17 protein-coding genes and 1 tRNA gene are annotated in these 19917 nt (G+C 54.7%); 10 read left to right on the plus strand and 8 right to left on the minus strand.

Going from position 1 to position 19917, the window contains the following annotated elements; translation table 11 throughout:
- Nucleotides 1-1428: (Fe-S)-binding protein (locus RTK32_RS05820; RefSeq protein ID WP_312042535.1), on the plus strand; the 1428-nt coding region annotated here is incomplete at its 5' end.
- Nucleotides 1429-1499: 71 nt separating this feature from the next.
- Here RTK32_RS05820 and RTK32_RS05825 read toward each other — a convergent pair.
- On the minus strand, nt 1500-1904 hold the full coding sequence (locus RTK32_RS05825) for a hypothetical protein (protein WP_312042536.1): 405 nt from the start codon (nt 1902-1904) through the stop codon (nt 1500-1502).
- Nucleotides 1905-2295: 391 nt separating this feature from the next.
- On the opposite strand from RTK32_RS05825, the gene sufA reads away from it, so the two are divergent.
- The 7 genes from sufA (at nt 2296) to RTK32_RS05860 (ending at nt 8915) form a co-directional block, all read left to right on the plus strand.
- Nucleotides 2296-2670 (plus strand): Fe-S cluster assembly scaffold SufA, encoded by a 375-nt coding sequence (sufA, locus tag RTK32_RS05830; RefSeq protein WP_312042550.1) that lies wholly within the window; start codon nt 2296-2298, stop codon nt 2668-2670.
- 5 nt (nt 2671-2675) lie between these two features.
- Complete coding sequence (sufB, locus tag RTK32_RS05835; protein WP_312042537.1) at nt 2676-4169, plus strand: Fe-S cluster assembly protein SufB; 1494 nt, start codon at nt 2676-2678, stop codon at nt 4167-4169.
- A 55-nt stretch (nt 4170-4224) separates the two neighbouring features.
- Entirely contained in the window at nt 4225-4971 is a 747-nt protein-coding gene (gene sufC / locus RTK32_RS05840; protein WP_312042538.1) for a Fe-S cluster assembly ATPase SufC, read from the plus strand.
- Nucleotides 4946-6229 (plus strand): Fe-S cluster assembly protein SufD, encoded by a 1284-nt coding sequence (sufD, locus tag RTK32_RS05845; protein ID WP_312042539.1) that lies wholly within the window; start codon nt 4946-4948, stop codon nt 6227-6229. The genes sufC and sufD overlap by 26 nt, the downstream gene beginning before the upstream one ends.
- Entirely contained in the window at nt 6226-7449 is a 1224-nt protein-coding gene (gene sufS, locus RTK32_RS05850) for a cysteine desulfurase SufS (protein WP_312042540.1), read from the plus strand. Before sufD ends, sufS begins: the two co-directional genes overlap by 4 nt.
- Nucleotides 7450-7473: 24 nt before the next feature.
- Nucleotides 7474-7896 (plus strand): cysteine desulfuration protein SufE, encoded by a 423-nt coding sequence (gene sufE / locus RTK32_RS05855; protein WP_312042541.1) that lies wholly within the window; start codon nt 7474-7476, stop codon nt 7894-7896.
- A gap of 71 nt (nt 7897-7967) precedes the next feature.
- A complete protein-coding gene (locus tag RTK32_RS05860) occupies nt 7968-8915 on the plus strand; it encodes a L,D-transpeptidase family protein (protein ID WP_312042542.1) in 948 nt (315 codons plus the stop codon).
- Between the two features lie 596 nt (nt 8916-9511).
- On the opposite strand, the gene RTK32_RS05865 is transcribed toward RTK32_RS05860, so the two are convergent.
- The 4 genes from RTK32_RS05865 to RTK32_RS05880 form a co-directional block, all read right to left on the minus strand.
- Nucleotides 9512-9748 carry a major outer membrane lipoprotein gene (locus RTK32_RS05865; protein ID WP_016169824.1) on the minus strand — a complete coding sequence of 79 codons (237 nt, stop codon included), beginning with the start codon at nt 9746-9748 and terminating at the stop codon, nt 9512-9514.
- Nucleotides 9749-10053: 305 nt separating this feature from the next.
- Nucleotides 10054-11466 (minus strand): pyruvate kinase PykF, encoded by a 1413-nt coding sequence (pykF, locus tag RTK32_RS05870; protein ID WP_312042543.1) that lies wholly within the window; start codon nt 11464-11466, stop codon nt 10054-10056.
- Between the two features lie 868 nt (nt 11467-12334).
- Nucleotides 12335-12411: transfer RNA gene (locus RTK32_RS05875), tRNA-Val, on the minus strand.
- A 141-nt stretch (nt 12412-12552) separates the two neighbouring features.
- Nucleotides 12553-13926, minus strand: a complete 1374-nt coding sequence (locus tag RTK32_RS05880) for an MATE family efflux transporter (protein WP_312042544.1) — start codon at nt 13924-13926, stop codon at nt 12553-12555.
- A gap of 95 nt (nt 13927-14021) precedes the next feature.
- Between RTK32_RS05880 and RTK32_RS05885 the strand changes: the two genes are divergently transcribed.
- Nucleotides 14022-14681, plus strand: coding sequence for a riboflavin synthase subunit alpha (locus RTK32_RS05885; protein ID WP_312042545.1), 660 nt, complete (start codon nt 14022-14024; stop codon nt 14679-14681).
- Nucleotides 14682-14849: 168 nt separating this feature from the next.
- On the opposite strand, the gene cfa is transcribed toward RTK32_RS05885, so the two are convergent.
- Nucleotides 14850-15998 carry a cyclopropane fatty acyl phospholipid synthase gene (gene cfa, locus RTK32_RS05890; RefSeq protein ID WP_312042546.1) on the minus strand — a complete coding sequence of 383 codons (1149 nt, stop codon included), beginning with the start codon at nt 15996-15998 and terminating at the stop codon, nt 14850-14852.
- A 295-nt stretch (nt 15999-16293) separates the two neighbouring features.
- Complete coding sequence (gene punC / locus RTK32_RS05895; RefSeq protein ID WP_312042547.1) at nt 16294-17481, minus strand: purine nucleoside transporter PunC; 1188 nt, start codon at nt 17479-17481, stop codon at nt 16294-16296.
- A gap of 113 nt (nt 17482-17594) precedes the next feature.
- Here punC and punR point away from each other — a divergent pair, with 113 nt between their 5' ends.
- Nucleotides 17595-18503 carry a DNA-binding transcriptional activator PunR gene (punR, locus tag RTK32_RS05900; protein ID WP_312042548.1) on the plus strand — a complete coding sequence of 303 codons (909 nt, stop codon included), beginning with the start codon at nt 17595-17597 and terminating at the stop codon, nt 18501-18503.
- A 29-nt stretch (nt 18504-18532) separates the two neighbouring features.
- On the opposite strand, the gene purR is transcribed toward punR, so the two are convergent.
- Complete coding sequence (purR, locus tag RTK32_RS05905) at nt 18533-19558, minus strand: HTH-type transcriptional repressor PurR (RefSeq protein WP_312042549.1); 1026 nt, start codon at nt 19556-19558, stop codon at nt 18533-18535.
- Nucleotides 19559-19917 lie beyond the last annotated feature (359 nt).

Below are 19917 nucleotides of genomic sequence, written 5' to 3' on the forward strand. Positions count from 1 at the left end.
CCGTGGGGCGTTGACGAACCGATGATGAAAGTGGATGCGGTAAAGCGTGGCACCTTCGATCGGCAGATACCCGTCAGCGTGCGCAGCGACTGGCGCGGGGCCATGGAGTGCAACGGTAACGGCCTGTGCTTTAATTTTGACGTACGCAGCCCGATGTGTCCGTCAATGAAAATCACCGGCAACCGTATTCATTCGCCGAAAGGCCGCGCGACGTTAACCCGTGAATGGCTGAGGCTGTTGGCAGAGCAGGGCGTCGATCCGCTGGCGCTGGAGCGTTCACTGCCGCAGGCGAAAGTGAGCCTGCGCGGCATGATCGAGCGTACCCGCAATAGCTGGCACGCAAAGCGTGGCGAATATGATTTTTCGCACGAGGTGAAAGAGGCGATGTCGGGTTGCCTGGCCTGTAAAGCCTGCTCCACTCAGTGTCCGATAAAAATCGACGTGCCTGGCTTCCGCTCCCGCTTCCTGCAGCTTTACCACACCCGCTATTTGCGTCCCGTCAGCGACCACCTGGTCGCCAGCGTGGAAAGCTACGCGCCGCTGATGGCAAAAGCACCGACGTTTTTTAACTTCTTCTTACGTCAGCCGCTGGTGCGTGAACTGAGTAAAAACCATGTCGGCATGGTCGATCTGCCGTTGCTTTCCTCGCCAAACCTGAAACAGCAGCTGGCCGGACAGCGGGCGATAACCACCACGCTGGAGCAGCTTGAAGCCATGAGCGAGGCGCAGCGCGCGCGGTATGTGCTGATTGTGCAGGATCCGTTCACCAGCTATTACGAAGCCAGGCTGATCGCCGATTTTGTGGCGCTGGTGGAAAAGCTGGGCTATCAGCCGGTAGTCCTGCCTTTCTCGCCTAATGGCAAGGCGCAGCATATCAAAGGCTTTCTCCAGCGTTTCGCCAGAACCGCGCAGAAAACAGCGGATTTCCTTAACCGCGTGGCGACACTCCAGCTGCCGATGGTGGGGGTCGATCCGGCACTGGTTCTCTGCTATCGCGATGAATACCAGAGCCTCGGCGAAAAACGGGGTGCTTTCCACGTGCAGCTGGTGCATGAGTGGCTGCAAACGGTGCTGCCCGGGCGCCAGCCTGTCCCTCAGGGTGGCGAGGCCTGGTATCTGTTCGGTCACTGTACGGAAGTGACCGCGTTACCGGCTTCCAGCCAGCAGTGGGCAGAGATTTTTGCGTGCTTTGGCGCAAAGCTGGAAAACGTCAGCGTAGGCTGTTGCGGAATGGCGGGGACTTACGGGCATGAAACGAAAAATCTGGCCAATTCTCTGGGCATTTATGAACTTTCATGGCACCAGACGCTACAGAAATTACCGCGGCAGCGCTGCCTGGCAACCGGCTACTCGTGCCGCAGCCAAGTAAAACGCATCGAAGGCAACGGTATGCGGCATCCCTTACAGGCGCTTTTAGAACTGCTTTAAGCGGTATTGAGTGCCCGCTAGGGCAGATCTCTTTATGCCGCCAGGGTATAATGGTCTGTCCTGGTGGCAGGCTACATAATCTGCGAGGCTTTACGGACAAATTCATTTTGTAGCGCGGTCGCTTTATCCCACTCGCCGCTTAGCGCAAGCTGATGGCACAGTCGGGTAAGCGAGTGTCGCGCCAGCTGCCATGCTTGCATACGGAAGAGCCGATCGCGCTCGGGATTGCCCAACTCCTGCAATAAGCGTTGATGCAGGTTGCCCAGCGTGTGCAGATAGCGCCGATCGTCGCCGTTAAGCTGGCAAATTTCAGCCATATCAAGACAGGTATCGTTATACTTGCGCAGCTGCTGCAGCGTACATTCGGGCTGGTTCACGCTGGCCTGCGCCATAGCGTAATCGACGGTGATATCCCGGATGGAAAACAGGTATTCATCCATTTTATGTTGCAGCCAGGCACTCATTGTCAGCTTCATATCGGGCCTATTTACGCTAATGATAATCATTATCATATTATACCTGGCGCATTATTCAACGCTGGCGAAAAAAATTTTTATCGATTTATGCTGCCTCTCAGATAAATTGGTAATAACGATACGCGCTAACGATGAAAGGGGTAAAATAACTATTATTCCTGCTTAGCGCAGCGCGGCTGATATTTACTGGCTGCTTTTCAATGTGTTACCATTTCGTTAAATCATTGCGTGACGCACATCGTAAACCTCTTCACAGGGTCTAAACTGAATAAAGAGGCCCAAAAAAAACCGGTTGGCCTTAATCCCTGCAAAACAAGAGGTTGAAGAGACAATCATTATCACTAACATAGGGGTATCAGCCCGCTGGGCTACCGACTCGCGAGGTAATGTTATGCCATCAGCAACAACCGCTTCTTTTTCTCCAGATGATTTCGTCTGGAAAGGACTGACGCTTACCGACAGCGCCGCACAGCAAATCATCGCGCTGTCTGCCAGTGACCCGCAAGTGAAGGGGTTAAAGCTGGGCGTTAAGACGTCCGGCTGCGCCGGATTCGGCTATACCATGGATTTAACTAAAGAGCCTGCTTCAGATGATTTAGTGTTTACCCACAACGGCGCGAACCTGTATGTACCGCTGCAGGCTATGCCTTTCATTGATGGAACCGAAGTTGATTTCGTCCGCGAAGGCCTGAACCAGATCTTCAAATTTAATAATCCTAAAGCTCAACACGCCTGTGGCTGTGGTGAGAGCTTTGGCGTTGAGTAAATTTTATGTCCCGAAATACTGATACATCAGACGACGTGCAGGTCTGGGAAGGAAGCCGCCAGAATTATAAGGAAGGATTCTTTACACAGCTGCAAACCGAGGAGTTCGCTCACGGCATCAACGAGGATGTGGTGCGTGCGATCTCTGCTAAACGCAATGAGCCGGAGTGGATGCTCGATTTTCGCCTGAAAGCCTACGCGGCCTGGTTGGAGATGGAAGAGCCGCACTGGCTGAAAGCTAACTATAAGTCACTGAACTATCAGGATTACAGCTATTACTCGGCCCCGTCCTGCGGCAGTTGTGATGACAGCTGTGCCTCGGAACCGGGTGCCCAGCAGACGTCAGGCGCGGCTGCGCCAAACTACCTGACGGAAGAAGTGGAAAACGCCTTCAAACAGCTGGGTGTACCGGTGCGTGAAGGGCAGGAAGTGGCTGTAGACGCCATTTTCGACTCGGTGTCGGTCTCGACGACCTACCGTGGCAAGCTGGCGGAACAGGGCATTATTTTCTGCTCCTTTGGCGAAGCGATCCACGAGCATCCCGAGCTGGTAAAACAGTATCTGGGTACCGTGGTTCCGGCCAACGATAACTTCTTCGCGGCGCTGAACTCGGCGGTGGCATCAGACGGTACTTTTGTTTACATCCCGAAAGGGGTGCGCTGCCCGATGGAGCTGTCCACCTATTTCCGTATCAATGCGGCAAAAACCGGCCAGTTCGAACGGACTATCCTGATTGCCGATGAAGGCAGCTACGTCAGCTATATCGAAGGTTGCTCTGCGCCGGTGCGCGATACCTATCAGCTGCACGCGGCGGTGGTGGAAGTCATCATCCATAAAGACGCGGAAGTGAAATATTCTACCGTGCAGAACTGGTTCGCGGGCGGCGAAACGGAAGGCGGCATCCTGAACTTCGTGACTAAGCGCGCGCTGTGCGAAGGCGAAAACAGCAAGATGTCCTGGACGCAGTCGGAAACCGGTTCGGCGATCACCTGGAAGTATCCAAGCGTTATCCTGCGCGGCGATAACTCCGTGGGTGAGTTCTTCTCTGTTGCGCTGACCAGCGGTCATCAGCAGGCTGACACCGGTACCAAGATGATCCATATCGGCAAAAACACCAAATCCACGATCATCTCCAAGGGGATTTCGGCGGGTAAAAGCCAGAACACCTACCGTGGCCTGGTAAAAATCATGCCGACGGCGACCAACGCCCGTAACTTTACGCAGTGCGATTCTATGCTGATTGGCGCCGAGTGCGGCGCACATACCTTCCCTTATGTGGAAGTGCGCAACAATACTGCGCAGCTGGAACATGAGGCAACCACCTCACGCATTGGCGAAGATCAGCTGTTCTACTGCCTGCAGCGCGGCATCAGCGAAGATGATGCCATTTCCATGATCGTGAACGGCTTCTGTAAAGACGTTTTCTCCGAGCTGCCGCTGGAATTTGCGGTGGAAGCGCAAAAACTGCTGGCGATCAGTCTCGAACACAGCGTGGGCTGATCCCCGCTGCTTATTCATTTTGCGCAATGCCGCGAGGTATTGCCCAGGAAAGATTATGTTAAGCATTAAAGATTTACAGGTAAGTATCGAAGATAAAGAAATCCTGCGCGGGCTGAGCCTGGAAGTGAAGCCGGGTGAAGTGCACGCCATTATGGGCCCGAATGGCTCAGGTAAAAGTACGCTTTCCGCTACGCTGGCGGGCCGCGAAGAGTATGAAATCACCGGTGGTGCCGTTGAGTTTAAGGGCAAAGATTTGCTGGAGCTGTCGCCGGAAGACCGTGCGGGCGAAGGCATCTTCATGGCCTTCCAGTATCCGGTAGAAATTCCGGGCGTCAGCAACCAGTTTTTCCTGCAGACGGCGGTGAACTCCGTACGCAAATACCGTGACCAGGAATCACTGGATCGCTTCGACTTCCAGGATTTTATTGAAGATAAAATCCACCTGCTGAAAATGCCGGAAGATTTGCTGACCCGTTCAGTCAACGTCGGCTTTTCCGGCGGCGAGAAAAAACGCAACGACATCCTGCAGATGGCAGCGCTGGAGCCGGAGCTTTGCATCCTGGATGAAACCGATTCCGGACTGGATATCGATGCGCTGAAAATTGTTTCAAACGGCGTGAACGCGCTGCGTGACGGCAAGCGTGCTTTTATCATCGTTACCCACTATCAGCGTATTCTGGACTACATCAAGCCTGACTTTGTGCACGTGCTCTATCAGGGAAAAATCGTGAAATCAGGCGATTTCTCGCTGGTGAAACAACTGGAGGAGCAAGGCTATGGCTGGCTTACCGAACAGGAATAGTGAAAACGCCCTGCAGCAGTGGCATCACCTGTTCGAGACCCAGGGCGAGCAGCGTTCTTTGCAGGCTCAGCAGCACTGGCAGCAGGTGCTGCGTTTAGGGCTGCCGACGCGCAAGCAGGAGAACTGGAAATATACGCCGCTGGATGGCCTGCTGGCACATAACTTTGTGCTGCCGACCGCCGCCGAGCTGAATGCGGCGGACGTCGCCGCGCTGGCGCTGAATATCGATGCGATTAAATTAGTCTTCATCGATGGCCGCTTTAACGCGCAGCTGAGCGATAGCAACTGGGATCTGTTTGATATTCAGATCACTAAAGCTGCGGGCCGCCGCGAGTTGAACGCGCCTGTGCAGCCTGACGTCTTCCTGCATCTGACCGAAAGCCTGGCGGAAGAGGTGACCACCCTTCATCTGCCGCGCGGCAAGTCGGTCGACCGTGCCGTTTATCTGCTGCATATCAGCAGCGGCAGCGCGCAGGATGAAATGAATACGTCGCACTATCGCCACCATCTGCAGCTGGACGATGGCGCACAAGCCACGATTATTGAGCACTATGTCAGCCTGAACGAAAGTACGCATTTCACCGGCGCTCGCTTTACCGCCACCGTGGGCAACAATGCGCAGCTGACGCACTACAAGCTGGCCTTTGAGCATGCGAGCAGCAACCATTTTGCGCACAACGACCTGCTGATCGAGCGCGATGCGCGCGTACAAAGCCACAGCTTCCTGCTGGGAAGCGGTCTTGCACGCCACAATACCAGCACGCAGCTGAACGGCGAAGGCACTGAGCTGTCGATTAACAGCCTGATGTTGCCGGTAGAGAAAGAAGTGTGCGACAGCCGAACTTACCTGGAGCACAACAAAGGCTATTGCCAGAGCCGTCAGCTCCATAAAACCATCGTGCGCGATAAAGCTCGTGCGGTGTTTAACGGCAAGATTGAAGTGGCGAAGCACGCGCTGAAAACTGACGGCCAGATGACCAACAACAACCTGCTGTTGGGACGCCTGGCGGAAGTGGACACCAAACCGCAGTTGGAAATCTACGCTGACGACGTGAAGTGCAGCCACGGTGCCACTATTGGCCGTATTGACGACGAACAGATGTTCTATCTGCGCGCTCGCGGCATCAGCGAAGAATCTGCTCAGCGCATGATTATCTACGCTTTCGCCGCCGAGCTTACCGAAGCCATCACGGACGAGGTACTGAAGGAAGCGGTGATGCAGCGTATCGCACAGCGCTTCCCCGGAGGCATTAAATGAGTTTTAACCTGACGCGCGTCAGGGCCGATTTTCCTGTTCTGGCGCGAGAAGTAAACGGTCAGCCGCTGGCTTACCTTGATAGCGCCGCCAGCGCGCAGAAACCGCAGGCGGTTATCGATGCGGAAAGCCACTTCTACGAGCACGGCTACGCGGCGGTGCATCGGGGTATTCATACCCTGAGCGCCGAAGCGACTACGGAGATGGAAGAGGTACGCGCGCACGCCGCGCGTTTCCTTAATGCCGCGTCGCCTGAGGAAATCGTGTTTGTTAAGGGCACCACCGAGGGGATTAACCTCGTTGCCAGCAGCTGGGGCGGCAGCCAGCTGCAGCCCGGCGACAACATCATCATCACCGAAATGGAACACCACGCCAATATTCTGCCGTGGCAGATGGTGGCCGAGCGCACCGGCGCGGAAGTTCGTTTTATTCCTTTGACCGCCAACGGCGAGCTGGACGTAGCCGAGCTGTCAAACCTGATGGACAGCCGCACCCGGATGTTGGCCGTTACGCACGTTTCTAACGTGCTGGGGACCATCAATCCGGTTAAAGAGCTGGTCGCGCAGGCGAAAGCCGCAGGCGTAGCAACGCTGATCGATGGCGCGCAGGCCGTGATGCATGAAAAAGTCGACGTGCAGGATCTGGGATGCGACTTTTATCTGTTCTCCGGCCATAAAATTTATGGCCCGTCCGGTATCGGCATTCTTTACGGGCGTAAAGCCATGCTGGATGCCATGCCGCCGTGGGAAGGGGGCGGATCGATGATCGCTACCGTCAGCCTTACCGAAGGAACGACCTATGCGGCAGCACCGTGGCGCTTTGAGGCCGGGTCGCCAAATACCGGCGGCATCATGGGCCTTGGCGCAGCGTTAAAGTGGGTGGACGCGCTTGGTCTGGATAATATTGCGCAGCGCGAGCAGTCGCTGATGCGCTATGCGATGGACAAGCTGGCCTCCGTGCCCGATTTGGTGATCTACGGGCCGCAGCATCGCGCAGGCGTTATCGCCTTCAACCTGGGCCAACATCATGCTTACGACGTGGGCAGCTTCCTGGATCGCTACGGGATTGCTATCCGCACAGGGCACCATTGCGCTATGCCGTTGATGCACCATTACGGCGTCCCTGCGATGTGCCGTGCTTCCTTTGTTTTGTATAATACCGAGGAAGAGGTCGACCGCCTGGCGGCAGGCCTGACGCGTATACATATGCTGCTGGGCGGTTAAGCCGTCCAGGTAAAGGAGAACTGCATGGCCACACTGCCCGATAAAGAGAGACTGGTTCGTAACTTTTCCCGCTGCGCCAACTGGGAAGAGAAGTATCTCTACGTGATTGAACTGGGTGCAAAGCTGCCCGTGCTGCCAGAAGCCCTGCACCAGTCGGAAAATACCATTTCCGGCTGTCAGAGCCAGGTCTGGATCGTAATGAATCTGGACGAGCAGGGCCGCGTGCTGCTGCAGGGCGACAGCGATGCCGCTATCGTTAAGGGCCTTATCGCGCTGGTATTCGTGCTTTACCAACAGATGACGCCAGCGGAAATCCTCGATTTTGACGTGCGCCCGTGGTTTGGCGAGCTGGACCTCACTCAGCACCTGACCCCATCACGCTCGCAGGGGCTGGAAGCAATGATCCGCGCCATTCGTCAGAAAGCGCAGGACAGCATCAGCCGCTGAGTTGCTACACTTCTCGACAGGCTTCCCGTCATGATGACGGGAAGTATTGTTTACCCTGACGAGAAATACAGATGAAAATTATAATCCTCTCTTCGTTATTCTTCTTTTTCTCCCTGGCGCGAGCGGCCGACTATCCGCTTCCTGCGGCCGACAGCCGTTTAATTGGTGAAAACCAGCTTTATACCGTGCCCAATGATGGCCGTCCGCTGGAAACTATCGCTGCCCGCTTTCACACCGGCTTGCTGGGCATGCTGGAAGCCAATCCGGGCACCGATCCCTGGCTGCCGAAAGCGGGAACGCAACTGGTTATTCCCACGCAGATGCTGCTGCCCGACACCAAAAGGGAAGGGATAGTGGTCAACGTTGCCGAGCTGCGCCTTTACTATTATCCGAAGGATGAAAATAAGGTTATCGTTTACCCGATTGGCATCGGCCAGCTCGGAGCCAACACTCCCGCCATGGTCACGCGTATCAGCCAGAAAATCCCTAATCCCAGCTGGACCCCTACACCCAATATCCGCAAGCGCTACGCGGCAGAAGGTAAAACGCTGCCCGTCACCATCCCGGCCGGCCCGGATAATCCAATGGGGCTGTATGCGCTACGCCTGGCCTATGGGAAAGGTCATTATCTGATCCACGGCACCAACGCCGATTTTGGCATTGGGATGCGGGTCAGCTCGGGCTGCATTCGCCTGCGGCCCAACGATATCGAAAACCTGTTTAACAGCGTGCCTGAAGGCACTCGCGTGCAGATCGTTAATCAGCCCGTTAAGTATGCCGTAGAGCCGGATGGCAAGCGTTATATCGAAGTTCATCAGCCGCTGTCACACGGTGAAAAGGACGATCCCCAGACGATGCCCATTACTCTGACCGCCCAGACCAAAAAATTTGTAGGCAGCGAGTTGAGCGATCGGCAGGTTATTAAAGAAGCCTTGAAAAGGCGCTCCGGGTTACCTGTGCTGGTAAACAGCGGCGAAGTGCCGCCGGTGGCCTCTGAGAGCGCCTCAGCAGCGCTTTAAGCGCTTTTCAGCATCAGGGTTAGGGTAGCGAGCGGAAGTAAGGCTCTCGCCAGAGCGTAGCAGGCAAGACGAAAACCAAAGGCTATCGGCAGCACGGTAAAAAAGGGCTGCGGCAGTCATATCTGGTCAGAGGCGGCAGGCGACCCGGAAGTTAAAAGGCATTGTCAGTGCACCGGGAAAAGGCTGCGGAAGTCATATCTGGCCAGATGCGGCAGACGGCCCGGAAGTGAAAAGGCATTGTCAGTACACCGGGAAAAAGCTGCGGAAGTCATTATCTGGCTGGATGCGGCAGGCGACCCGCAAGTGAAAAGGGATTGTCAGTGCACCGGGAAAAGGCTGCGGAAGTCATTATCTGGCTGGATGCGGCAGGTGACCCGCAAGTGAAAAGGGATTGTCAATGCACCGGGAAAGGGCCGCGGAAGTCATATCTGGCTGGATGCGGCAGACGACCCGTAAGTGAAAAGGGATTATCAGTGCATCGGGAAAGGTTGTTGAAGTCATATCTGGCCGGAATGCAGCAGGCGACCCGGAAATGTTCGGTTTAAAACAGGCAAAAAAAATGGCGCACAATGTGCGCCATTTTTAAACCAGAACTCTTACTTACGGTAAGAGTGAGCCTGGTTGTCCAGACGCTGGTTAGCGCGTGCTGCGTCGTCTTTAGCAGCCTGAACGTCAGAACGGATTGCGTTCACGTCGTTGCTCAGCTGGTCAACTTTAGCGTTCAGAGTCTGAACGTCGGTAGACAGCTGGTCGATTTTAGCGTTGCTTGAGCAACCGGCCAGCAGAGTAGAACCCAGGATTACCGCGCCCAGTACCAGTTTAGTACGATTCATTATTTATACCCTCTAGATTGAGTTAATCTCCATGTAGCGTTACAAGTATTACACAAAGTTTTTTCCAATGAGAATAAATTTTTGATGAGAACGTGCTTAAATTTGATCGTTCGCTCAAAGAAGCACCGTCTTTACAGGAAAACCCAAAAAATTTAGCGAAAACAGACGATTTCAATCGGGCTTATCGCGCCTTACAGCACAATTGCATCGTTCATTCCGATTGGAATTTTTAGAAAAACTTTTGTGCTAAGCTGTAAAAAAAGCGCCACTCAGGGCGCTTTTACACTACAAGGCGTAATCTTTGATTACAGAACGTGCACGGACGCGGTATTCGTGGTTCCGCTAGGAACCAGCGCGCCGGAAACCATAACCACGACATCACCTTTGCGACCGTAGCCGCTGGCAATCGCCGCCTCTTTACCGATACGGTAAAAATCATCCGTAGAAGCGATTTCCTTAACCACGGAAGCGACAATCCCTTTACTCAGGATCAGCTGACGAGCGGTCTGCTCGTTGGTGGTTAATGCCAGAATAGTGGCATTAGGGAAATACTTACGTACGGACTTGGCTGATTTACCGCCTTCGGTCGCGACCACAATCAGCGGCGCTTCCAGCTTCTCGGCTGTTTCTACCGCACCACGGCATACCGCTTCGGTAATGCGCATTTTGCGGTTGTCATGCTGAGAGTCGATGCGGCTTTTCATTACGCGATCGGTACGTTCGCAGATGGTGGCCATGATGGTCACGGATTCCAGCGGGTATTTACCCTTGGCGCTTTCGCCAGAGAGCATAACCGCATCGGTACCGTCCAGAATGGCGTTAGCCACGTCGCCCGCTTCTGCACGGGTAGGGCGTGGATTTTTGATCATGGAGTCCAGCATTTGCGTCGCGGTGATCACCACTTTACGAGCGCGGTTACACTTCTTGATCATCATCTTCTGCGCGAAAATGACTTCTTCCACCGGGATTTCTACACCCAGATCGCCTCGCGCCACCATGATGCCGTCAGAAGCATCCAGGATCTCGTCAAAATTGTTCAGGCCTTCCTGGTTTTCAATTTTAGAGATGATCTGGATATGCTCGCCGCCGTGCTGCTTCAGATGCTCGCGAATTTCCAGCACGTCGGCACGCTTGCGGATAAAGGAGGCGGCAACGAAGTCTACGCCTTGTTCGCAACCAAAAATCAGGTCGCGCTTATCTTTTTCGGCCAGCGCTGGCAGCTGGATAGAAACGCCAGGCAGGTTAACGCCTTTGTTTTCACCCAGGTCGCCGTTGTTCAGCACCTTACAGATTACGTGGTGTTCGGTCACTTCCGTGACTTCCATACCGATCAGGCCATCGTCCACAAGGACGGTGTTGCCGATAGAGAGGTCGGAAGGAAAACCGGAGTAGGTTACCGCCACGCGCTCGCTGTTACCGATAACGGATTGATCGGTGGTGAAGGTAAAGGTCTGACCGGCCTTCAACGACACGTCCGCGCCGCCTTCCAGCTTCATGGTACGGATTTCTGGTCCTTTGGTGTCCAGCAGGATAGCGGCCTGCTTGCCGGTTTTGCTCATCACCGCGCGCAGGTTAGCGATACGCTTACCGTGCTCGTCGTAATCGCCGTGAGAGAAGTTCAGACGCATGACGTTCATGCCCGCGTCCAGCAGGTTGGTCAACATTTCTTCCGATTCGGTTTTTGGACCGATAGTACAAACAATCTTGGTCTTTTTCATGACGAGTCATCTGTTAAGTTAATGGATGAAATAAAGCGGAATCCCGGTGATTGATGGTGCGACCGCCCGAGCGGCGAACTGCGTACAGCTTAAGGATAGGTGACAGAAAAAAAGCGTGCAGAGGAAGTTTAAGCGCGGTTTCGGCGCTGGCGCAAAGTTTGTTTGCGCAACAAGCCATCGTTTTTGCTAAAGGGCCAACCATACGCTGAAACCATTCAAGTGAAACAACGTTTCGTATTATAGCTACTCAGCCCATTGAAAACCAATTAAAAAGTAATTTGGAATGCGGGAAAGCTTGCACCAGATCAGATTGTTGCGCAAAAAAAGCCCGCTGTAGGGAGCAGAAAACGCCTACGTACCGCCAGAGCCAAGGGAGGAAGGGAAGCCACTGCCGTACGGCAAACCGACCGGCGTACAGGGGAAAATGGGAGTAGAGAGGCGGCATCAAAGTCCAACCTCGCATCGGAATACGAAGAGAAATCGAAGTATGGAAGAGCATGGGAGGGCAGAAGAGAAATTGAACAAAAAAAGAAATCGAAGGAGAGAGGAAACCGAACGTGAGAAGAGCCTCGAAGGCCAGAGAAGAAACTGAACGCCAGAGATGCATCGGAGGAGGGAAGAAACCCAATGTTAGAAGAGTATCGAAGGACAGAGAAGAAACTGAACGTCAGAAGAAATCGGGTGACAAAAAAGAAATTAAAGCACAGAAGAAGCGGGGGAACAGGAGGAGAAGGAAGCCGAAGGACGGTGGACGAACAAAGGGAGGACCAGGGTAGCTTGCAGAACACAACGGGTAGAAATGCCTTGAAGCACAGCAAATAAATCGGCTTACAGGGAGTAACTGGAAAGGGACAGCAAGAAAATACGATGGTGCGTTCTAGAGGACTCGAACCTCCGACCCCCACCATGTCAAGGTGGTGCTCTAACCAACTGAGCTAAGAACGCATCGTGCTGTCTGAGTGACAGCGGGGACGAATATTAACGACAGCCCTGGCGGCTTGCAAGCAGAAATCACTATTTTCGATGCGACTGCTGCGCAACTGTGCGAAGCGCAGCATTTTTAAACATTCTGTCTGAATGAAGACGTTAGCGTGCCGCCCGCGCTAACAGCTGAGCCTCAGGCTGGCGCTGCAGCCGCAAAATACGCCAGACCATCATTATTGCGCTGGATGTCAGGCCAATAATAAAGCCGGTCCAGAAGCCCGCCGGGCCCATCGGCGCAACAACCCAGTCCGTCAGGGCAAGAATATAGCCGCTGGGCAGGCCAAGCACCCAGTAAGCAATAAAAGTGATAAAAAAGATGGCACGCGTGTCTTTATAGCCGCGCAAAATGCCGCTGCCGATGACCTGAACCGAATCAGAAAACTGATAAACTGCAGCGAGTAACATCAGCTGCGAGGCCAGCGCCACGACGGCCGGATTTTGGTTATAGAGCAGGGCGATATGTTCACGAAATACGACAGTAAACAGCGCCGTCAGCAGCGACAGCGACATCCCTACACCTTGCCCGGTCCAGGCCGCCACGCGAGCGCCCTCGGTCGATCCTTGCCCAAGCCGGAAACCGACGCGGATCGTGGTGGCGGCACCCAGAGAGAGCGGCAGGACAAACATCAGTGAACTGAAGTTCAGCGCTATCTGGTGGCCTGCCACCTGAACAATGCCCATGGGGGATACCAGCAGGGCGACGACGGCGAACAGCGTCACCTCAAAGAACAGCGCCAGTGCGACGGGTAGCCCAAGCGTAAAGAGACGATAAAGCGTTTTCCTGTCGGGCGGACTAAACCGTTCCGGCAGGTGGATATCGCGCATAGAGGCAGCACGTGCTACCCACATTTTCATCGCAATAAACATCACCCAGTAAACGGAAGCTGTCGCGACGCCACAGCCAACGCCGCCCAACGCCGGCATCCCCAAATGGCCATAGATAAAAACATAGTTAACCGGGATATTTACCAGTAGCCCCAGGAAACCCATCACCATGCCCGGCTTGGTTTTAGCAAGCCCTTCGCATTGATTACGGGCAGTCTGGAAGAACAGATAGCCCGGCGCCCCCCACAGCAGCGCATGCAGATAACCGACGGCCTTATCTGCCATCACGGGATCGATATTCTGCATGGATCGAATAACGTAGCCGGCGTTATAAAGCACAATCATAATCAGCAGAGAAGAGAAGGCGGCCAGCCAATAGCCCTGCCGCACCTGAAAGGCGATGCGATCGCGGCGGCCCGAGCCGTTATACTGCGCCACCACCGGCGTGAGCGAAAGCAGCAAGCCGTGCCCGAACAGAATCGCGGGCAGCCAAATCGATGTGCCGACCGCGACGGCAGCCATGTCCGTTGCGCTGACGTCGCCGGCCATTACCGTATCTACAAAGCCCATAGCGGTTTGCGCGACCTGCGCAAAAATTACCGGAATTGCCAGCGCCAGCAATTGCCGTGCCTCGGTCAGATACTTCTGCACGTATACACCTGTTTTTTTACCTGAAGGGAGAAAGACTATTTGGTATAGTTTTAAGATCTGATAAGAATAGCGAAAAATTCACCGAGGTCATAATTATGTTTACCGGTATTGTGCAGGGCACCGCAGAGGTGCTGGCTATTGAAGAGAAACCGAATTTTCGCACGCATATTGTTCGCCTGCCGGAAGAAATGCTGCCGGGTCTGGCGCTGGGTGCTTCCGTCTCGCACAATGGCTGCTGCCTGACGGTAACGGAGGTTGACGGCAACCGCGTCAGTTTTGATCTGGTAAAAGAGACCTTGCGTATTACTAACCTGGGCGATTTAAAGCCGGGCGATATAGTCAACGTAGAGCGCGCGGCAAAATTCAGCGATGAAATTGGCGGCCACTTAATGTCCGGTCATATTATGACTACCGCCGAAATCTGTAAAATTCTGACGTCTGAAAATAACCGTGAAATATGGTTTAAGCCACAGGATAGCGAGCAGATGAAATATATTCTGCATAAGGGCTATGTTGGCATTGACGGCATCAGCCTGACAATTGGCGAAGTGACCAAAAGCAAATTCTGTGTGCACCTGATCCCGGAAACACTGGCAAGAACCACGCTGGGCAGCAAGCGGCTGGGGGATAGAGTGAATATTGAAATCGATCCGCACACCCAGGCGATTGTCGAAACCGTCGAACGTGTGCTGGCACAGCGTGAGGCCACCCTGCTGGCAGCCGCCGCCGCAGAAATTCAGTCGGAAACAGAATGAAGCCGGGCCGCGAAGGGTGACAGGGTAATAAAGCAGAGCCACCAGGTGCTTTTCTTTACGGTGGCTCTGCAGCAGCCAGGCGCGCGCATATTGGACAGTTATGGCGAGTCCGTTCTCAAGCCTGCTTTGCGGGACGGGCTGATGAAGGGGCAGTGGCTACGGCCTGTTTTAATGCGGCACGCGTAATCCGCCCTCTTTACCGTGGGTAAACACCACTTGCCAAAGCTGGATGTCACGCGCGCGGAAAGCGCCTGCGCAGGCGTTGAGATAGTAGCTGAACATGCGCTTAAAGCGTTCGCCATAGTTGTCCGCCAGCTGCGGCCAGGCGGTTAAAAAACGCTGGTGCCAGGCCATCAGCGTCAAATCATAATCCGCCCCAAAATTATGCCAGTCTTCCATCACGAAATGCGGTTCCTGAGCCTCGGCAATATGCCGTACGGACGGCAGGCAGCCGTTGGGGAAGATATATTTATCGATCCAGGGATCGACATTATCGTCCGTTTTATTCGCGCCGATGGTATGCAGCAAAAAGATGCCGTCCGGTTTCAGGTTACGATCGACCACGTTAAAGTAGGTGGCGTAATTTTTTGGCCCGACGTGTTCGAACATTCCAACCGATACGATGCGATCGAACTGTTGGTCAAGATCGCGGTAGTCCTGAAGCAGAATGGTAACGTCCAGTCCTTCACAGCGTTGCTGCGCCAGCTTCTGCTGCTCGGCGGAAATAGTGACGCCCGATACTTTAACGCCGTAATACCGAGCCGCATAGGCCGCTAATCCACCCCAGCCGCAGCCAATATCCAGCAGCGACATGCCGGGCTCCAGCTGCAGCTTTTCGCAAATCATTTTTAATTTAGCTTGCTGAGCCTGCTCCAGCGTGTCCGCTTCTTTCCAATAGCCGCAGGAATACTGCATATAAGGATCGAGCATCAGCGTAAAAAGATCGTTGCCGAGGTCGTAGTGCTCCTTGCCGACAATCCAGGCACGCTTGCGCGATTGCAGATTAGTGAGGCGGGCGGCGGCAATGCGCAGCGTATCTTTAAAGTGATGGGGCAGTTGCTGATCCAGTTTGGCCAGCAGCACGCGATGAAAAAACATATCCAGCCGCTCGCACTCCCACCAGCCGTCCATGTAGCTTTCGCCCAGACCCAGCGATCCTTCCTGCATCACGCGCTTAAAAAAGTCGGGCTGGGTTACCTGAATATCCCAGGGGCGGGTGCCGTTGATTTCAACATCGGCCTGGCGCAACATTTCCTGGGTGATTCGATACCACTGATTCTCCTCCAGGCTCACTTCTTCTATACACGATGAACTCATAGCTTCTCCATCACCCTTCGTGATTGAAACCTGAGAAAAAGAGTAGTCAATTTCTACAGGGTTTGAGAACACGCACGCTTGACCGCGCGCCTGATATCCGGCGTTACAGAGGATTGAACTGAAACCTACAGAGTGGGAGGATGTTTGCCACAAAAGAGAACACCCGGACAACCCTGTCAGGACTCAAAAGTGATGCAAAGTTGTTATTATTTATTGCCTGAAAATGAGTATATGCTCACCTCAGGCAATATTCAACGCCTTATCGTTAGGACGCTAACTAAATAGATTCAGGCAGTTAACGACGGCTTTGCGCGTGGGTCAGGGGAGCGTTGGCGACCTTCGCCCGTTGCAAAACGTAGCCAATAAGCGTCAGGAAAATCGTACTAAGCATCACCAGCGACGTGGTGGCGAGAGGGTTGGCGATAAAGCCGGAAACAATCATGCTGGCCACAAAGCAGAGGCCAAGCTGCAGCATATTTTGCAGAGCGGCCGCTTTACCGCTGGCCTGCGGAAAAGGCAGCAGCGCGTTTGACACCACAATAGGGTAGATAGCCCCGTTGGCCAGCGCCATCCCACAAAACGGCAACAGCAGTGCCCACGTTGAAGGCGTCTCTACCTGTGCAGCAATGAAAAAAGCCCCCACGCTGAGCGCATACAGCGCCAGCAGCCACGGCAGCAGCGAAGCGCCTTCGGTTTGCTTCAGCAGTGAACGGCAGCCGTAACCCCCTGCGAGAAAGGCCAGCGTCTGCGGCACATAGCTAAGGCCAATATCACCCGGGGACATGCCCAGTTCCGCCAGAATGAACGGCGAACCGGTCAGCCAGGCGAAAAAGCTGGCGGAGCAGGCCGCATAAATCAGCACGTTACCGCTCCAGACAGGCGACTTCAGCAGGGTAAAGAAACCAACTTTCGCTTCTTGCTGATGAGCTTTAGGGGCAGGCGCCGGAAGAAACAGCGTGGCGATCAGCAGGATCACGGCCAGCAGCAGCAGCGCGACAAAAATTGACCGCCAGGCAAAGTGATTCAGCAACCATGCACCCAGCAGCGGGGCCAGTGCTGGCGACAGCGCCACCAGCGGCATAATCGTGGCAAACACGCGGTTAGCCTGCGCGCCGGAATAGCGATCGATCACTAGCGCCTGCCAGCTGACAGCGGCGGCACAAATGCCCACCGCCTGCAAAAAGCGCAGCGTCAGCAGCATGGTCGTAGATTCCGCCCACCACATGGCTCCACAGCTGACGGCGAACAGCCCCAGCCCCATTAACAGCACCGGTTTGCGGCCGATGCGATCGGAAAGAGGGCCCCAGAACAGCTGCGCGCTGGCAAAACCTGCCAGGAACACACTCAAACTGGCGCCGATCACGCCCGCTTCGGTTTGCAAATCCTGCTGCATGGCGGTAAAGGCTGGCAGATACATATCGGTGGCAAGAAAACCCGCAACGCTAAGCAGCGCGAGGTAAAGTAAAAATCCTTTCGAAGGCATGAGAGTTCGCTCTTTTTATCAGGTGAATAGCGGACGGCAGTGTAAAAGAGTGCAGTAGCGGTTGTGAAACGCTAATATTTGCGTCTTGCGTTCAAAAAATTTGCAGGCAGATTATGTGGTCAGAACACTCACTTGAGGTGATTGATGCGGTGGCCAGAACGGGCAGCTTTACTGCCGCCGCCGTGGAGCTGCATCGCGTCCCCTCCGCCATTAGTTATACCGTGCGTCAGCTGGAAGAGTGGCTGGCGGTGCCGCTATTCGAGCGGCGCCACCGGGACGTCGTGCTGACGGCAGCAGGCGAGCTGTTTATTCAGGAAGGACGGAGTGTTATCAAAAAAATGCTTGCCACGCGCCGTCAGTGCCAGCAGGTCGCCAACGGCTGGCGCGGCCAGCTGAATATCGCTGTCGACCGCATCGTTAAAACGGCGAGGACGCGCCAGCTGGTGGTGGATTTTTACCGGCACTTTCCGGATATGGAGCTGCATCTCTCGCCCGAGGTGTTTAACGGCGTATGGGACGCTCTGGCCGATGGTCGGGTAGATGTGGCGATAGGCGCAACGCAGGCCATCCCGGTCGGTGGACGTTTCGCTTTCCGCAACATGGGCATGCTGAACTGGCGCTGCGTGGTCAGGGCCGATCATCCGCTTGCGCAACACAGGGAAAAGGTCAGCGAGGAGGCCATCCGCGAATGGCCTTCGCTGGTGCTGGAAGACACCTCGCGTGCGCTGCCGAAAAGAACCACCTGGACTCTGGATAATCAGCGGCGACTGGTTGCGCCGGACTGGGAGAGCGCGTTTGATTGCCTGCTGGCCGGGCTGTGCGTGGGGATGGTGCCGGGGCATCTTGCGCAACCGCTGCTACAAAATGGGTCGCTGTGTGAACTAAAGTTGGATCCGCCTTTTCCGGACAGCCCCTGTTGCGTCAGCTGGTCTGAACAACAGGCATCACCCGCACTGCTCTGGCTACTGGATTATTTAGGTGAGACAGAAACGCTGAACAGCGAATGGCTGCGGGAGGGGTAAAAGCGGGCGGCTGGCTGCCGCCCGCAAGCTTAACGACGATAGTCGAGGAAGGGGCCGTCCGCTACGGAACGGCGCTCAATCAGCGTCGGATGCACTTCAATCGTCTGCGGCTCCTCGCGTTTGCTGGTAATGCGATCGAGCAGCATATTGAACGCTGTGGCACCCAGGCGCTCTTTTGGCTGGTGGACGGTCGTCAGCGCAGGCGTAAAATAGCGCGAGTTGCGCACGTTATCATACCCGATCACTGAAATATCCTGCGGCACGCGCAGGCCCATTTCATCCGCTGCGCAAATAGCGCCCATCGCCATTACATCACCGCCACAGAACACCGCGGTAGGACGCTGTTTTTGTGCCAGCAGCTGCTGCATAGCGCGATAGCCTGACTCCGGCTCGAAATCGCCCTGAACCAGCCACTCTTCGCGCAGCGTGATCCCCGCTTCCGTCAGCGCCTTCAGGAACCCGGCATGACGGCCGCCGCCGGTATTGCGCTCCATATGGCCCGGGATCACACCAATATCACGATGACCGCGATCGATAAGATAGCGTCCCGCCAGATAACCGCCTTCAAAAGCGTTATCGAGAATGGTGTCGGTAAAATCGCCGCGCGACTCGCCCCAGTCCATAACGACCATGGGGATGTTACGGTGGTCTTCCAACATTTTGATCAGCTCATCCGGGTATTCGGCGCACATAACCAGCAGACCGTCGACACGCTTTTGCGCCATCATCGACAGATAGGCCTGCTGCTTTTGCAGCTCGTTATGCGCGTTGCCCAAAATCAGCGTATAGCCTTTGGCAAAACAGCTGTGTTCAACCGCCTCAATAATTTCGGCGAAATAGGGCGCTTCGCTGGACGTCGCGAGCAGGCCAATGGTTTTGGTATTATTGACCTTCAGGCTGCGGGCCACGGCGCTGGGCGAATAATGCAGCGCTTTGATCGCTGCCCAGACGGCTTCCCGCGTCTCTTCGGCGACGAAGCGGGTTTTATTAATGACGTGGGACACCGTAGTGGTGGAAACACCGGCGCGTTTGGCCACATCTTTTATAGTTGCCATGGAAAAAGACTCCTGCGCTGTTCAGTAAGTGACTGAAAAGCGGTTTGTTAAACGATTGCCTGGAATGATGATAATCCTGGTATAAGTTGCGCATAATTTGTTGCGGAATGGTTACATCAGGAGGGAATCAGGGTAGCGGAACAGGCCTGAGAAGGACGTCATGCCGACGGAAGAGCCTGTTGCGCAACAAACCGTGGATTCTAACAAGTGCAGACGCAAAAAACGAGCCTTTTAAAGCAGCAGGCAAATATTTTGCGCAAATCTTTCAGGATAGCGGCCCGGCTCGCCTGAGAGCGAACCGGGCAGGCAGGGTTTAACGGATAGTTTTCGGCGTCATAACGCGGCGGGCACCCACGTAG

The organism is Erwinia sp., assembly GCF_031978025.1.
Lineage (GTDB): Bacteria > Pseudomonadota > Gammaproteobacteria > Enterobacterales > Enterobacteriaceae > Erwinia.

Bases quoted from the DNA above. Each gene is read 5' to 3' on its own strand.
- sufD (WP_312042539.1), top strand. From the start codon at position 4,946: ATGGCTGGCTTACCGAACAGGAATAGTGAAAACGCCCTGCAGCAGTGG.
- sufB (WP_312042537.1), top strand. From the start codon at position 2,676: ATGTCCCGAAATACTGATACATCAGACGACGTGCAGGTCTGGGAAGGA.
- sufE (WP_312042541.1), top strand. From the start codon at position 7,474: ATGGCCACACTGCCCGATAAAGAGAGACTGGTTCGTAACTTTTCCCGC.
- sufS (WP_312042540.1), top strand. From the start codon at position 6,226: ATGAGTTTTAACCTGACGCGCGTCAGGGCCGATTTTCCTGTTCTGGCG.
- purR (WP_312042549.1), bottom strand. From the start codon at position 19,558: ATGGCAACTATAAAAGATGTGGCCAAACGCGCCGGTGTTTCCACCACT.
- RTK32_RS05860 (WP_312042542.1), top strand. From the start codon at position 7,968: ATGAAAATTATAATCCTCTCTTCGTTATTCTTCTTTTTCTCCCTGGCG.
- cfa (WP_312042546.1), bottom strand. From the start codon at position 15,998: ATGAGTTCATCGTGTATAGAAGAAGTGAGCCTGGAGGAGAATCAGTGG.
- pykF (WP_312042543.1), bottom strand. From the start codon at position 11,466: ATGAAAAAGACCAAGATTGTTTGTACTATCGGTCCAAAAACCGAATCG.
- punC (WP_312042547.1), bottom strand. From the start codon at position 17,481: ATGCCTTCGAAAGGATTTTTACTTTACCTCGCGCTGCTTAGCGTTGCG.
- RTK32_RS05885 (WP_312042545.1), top strand. From the start codon at position 14,022: ATGTTTACCGGTATTGTGCAGGGCACCGCAGAGGTGCTGGCTATTGAA.
- sufA (WP_312042550.1), top strand. From the start codon at position 2,296: ATGCCATCAGCAACAACCGCTTCTTTTTCTCCAGATGATTTCGTCTGG.
- RTK32_RS05865 (WP_016169824.1), bottom strand. From the start codon at position 9,748: ATGAATCGTACTAAACTGGTACTGGGCGCGGTAATCCTGGGTTCTACT.
- RTK32_RS05825 (WP_312042536.1), bottom strand. From the start codon at position 1,904: ATGAAGCTGACAATGAGTGCCTGGCTGCAACATAAAATGGATGAATAC.
- punR (WP_312042548.1), top strand. From the start codon at position 17,595: ATGTGGTCAGAACACTCACTTGAGGTGATTGATGCGGTGGCCAGAACG.
- sufC (WP_312042538.1), top strand. From the start codon at position 4,225: ATGTTAAGCATTAAAGATTTACAGGTAAGTATCGAAGATAAAGAAATC.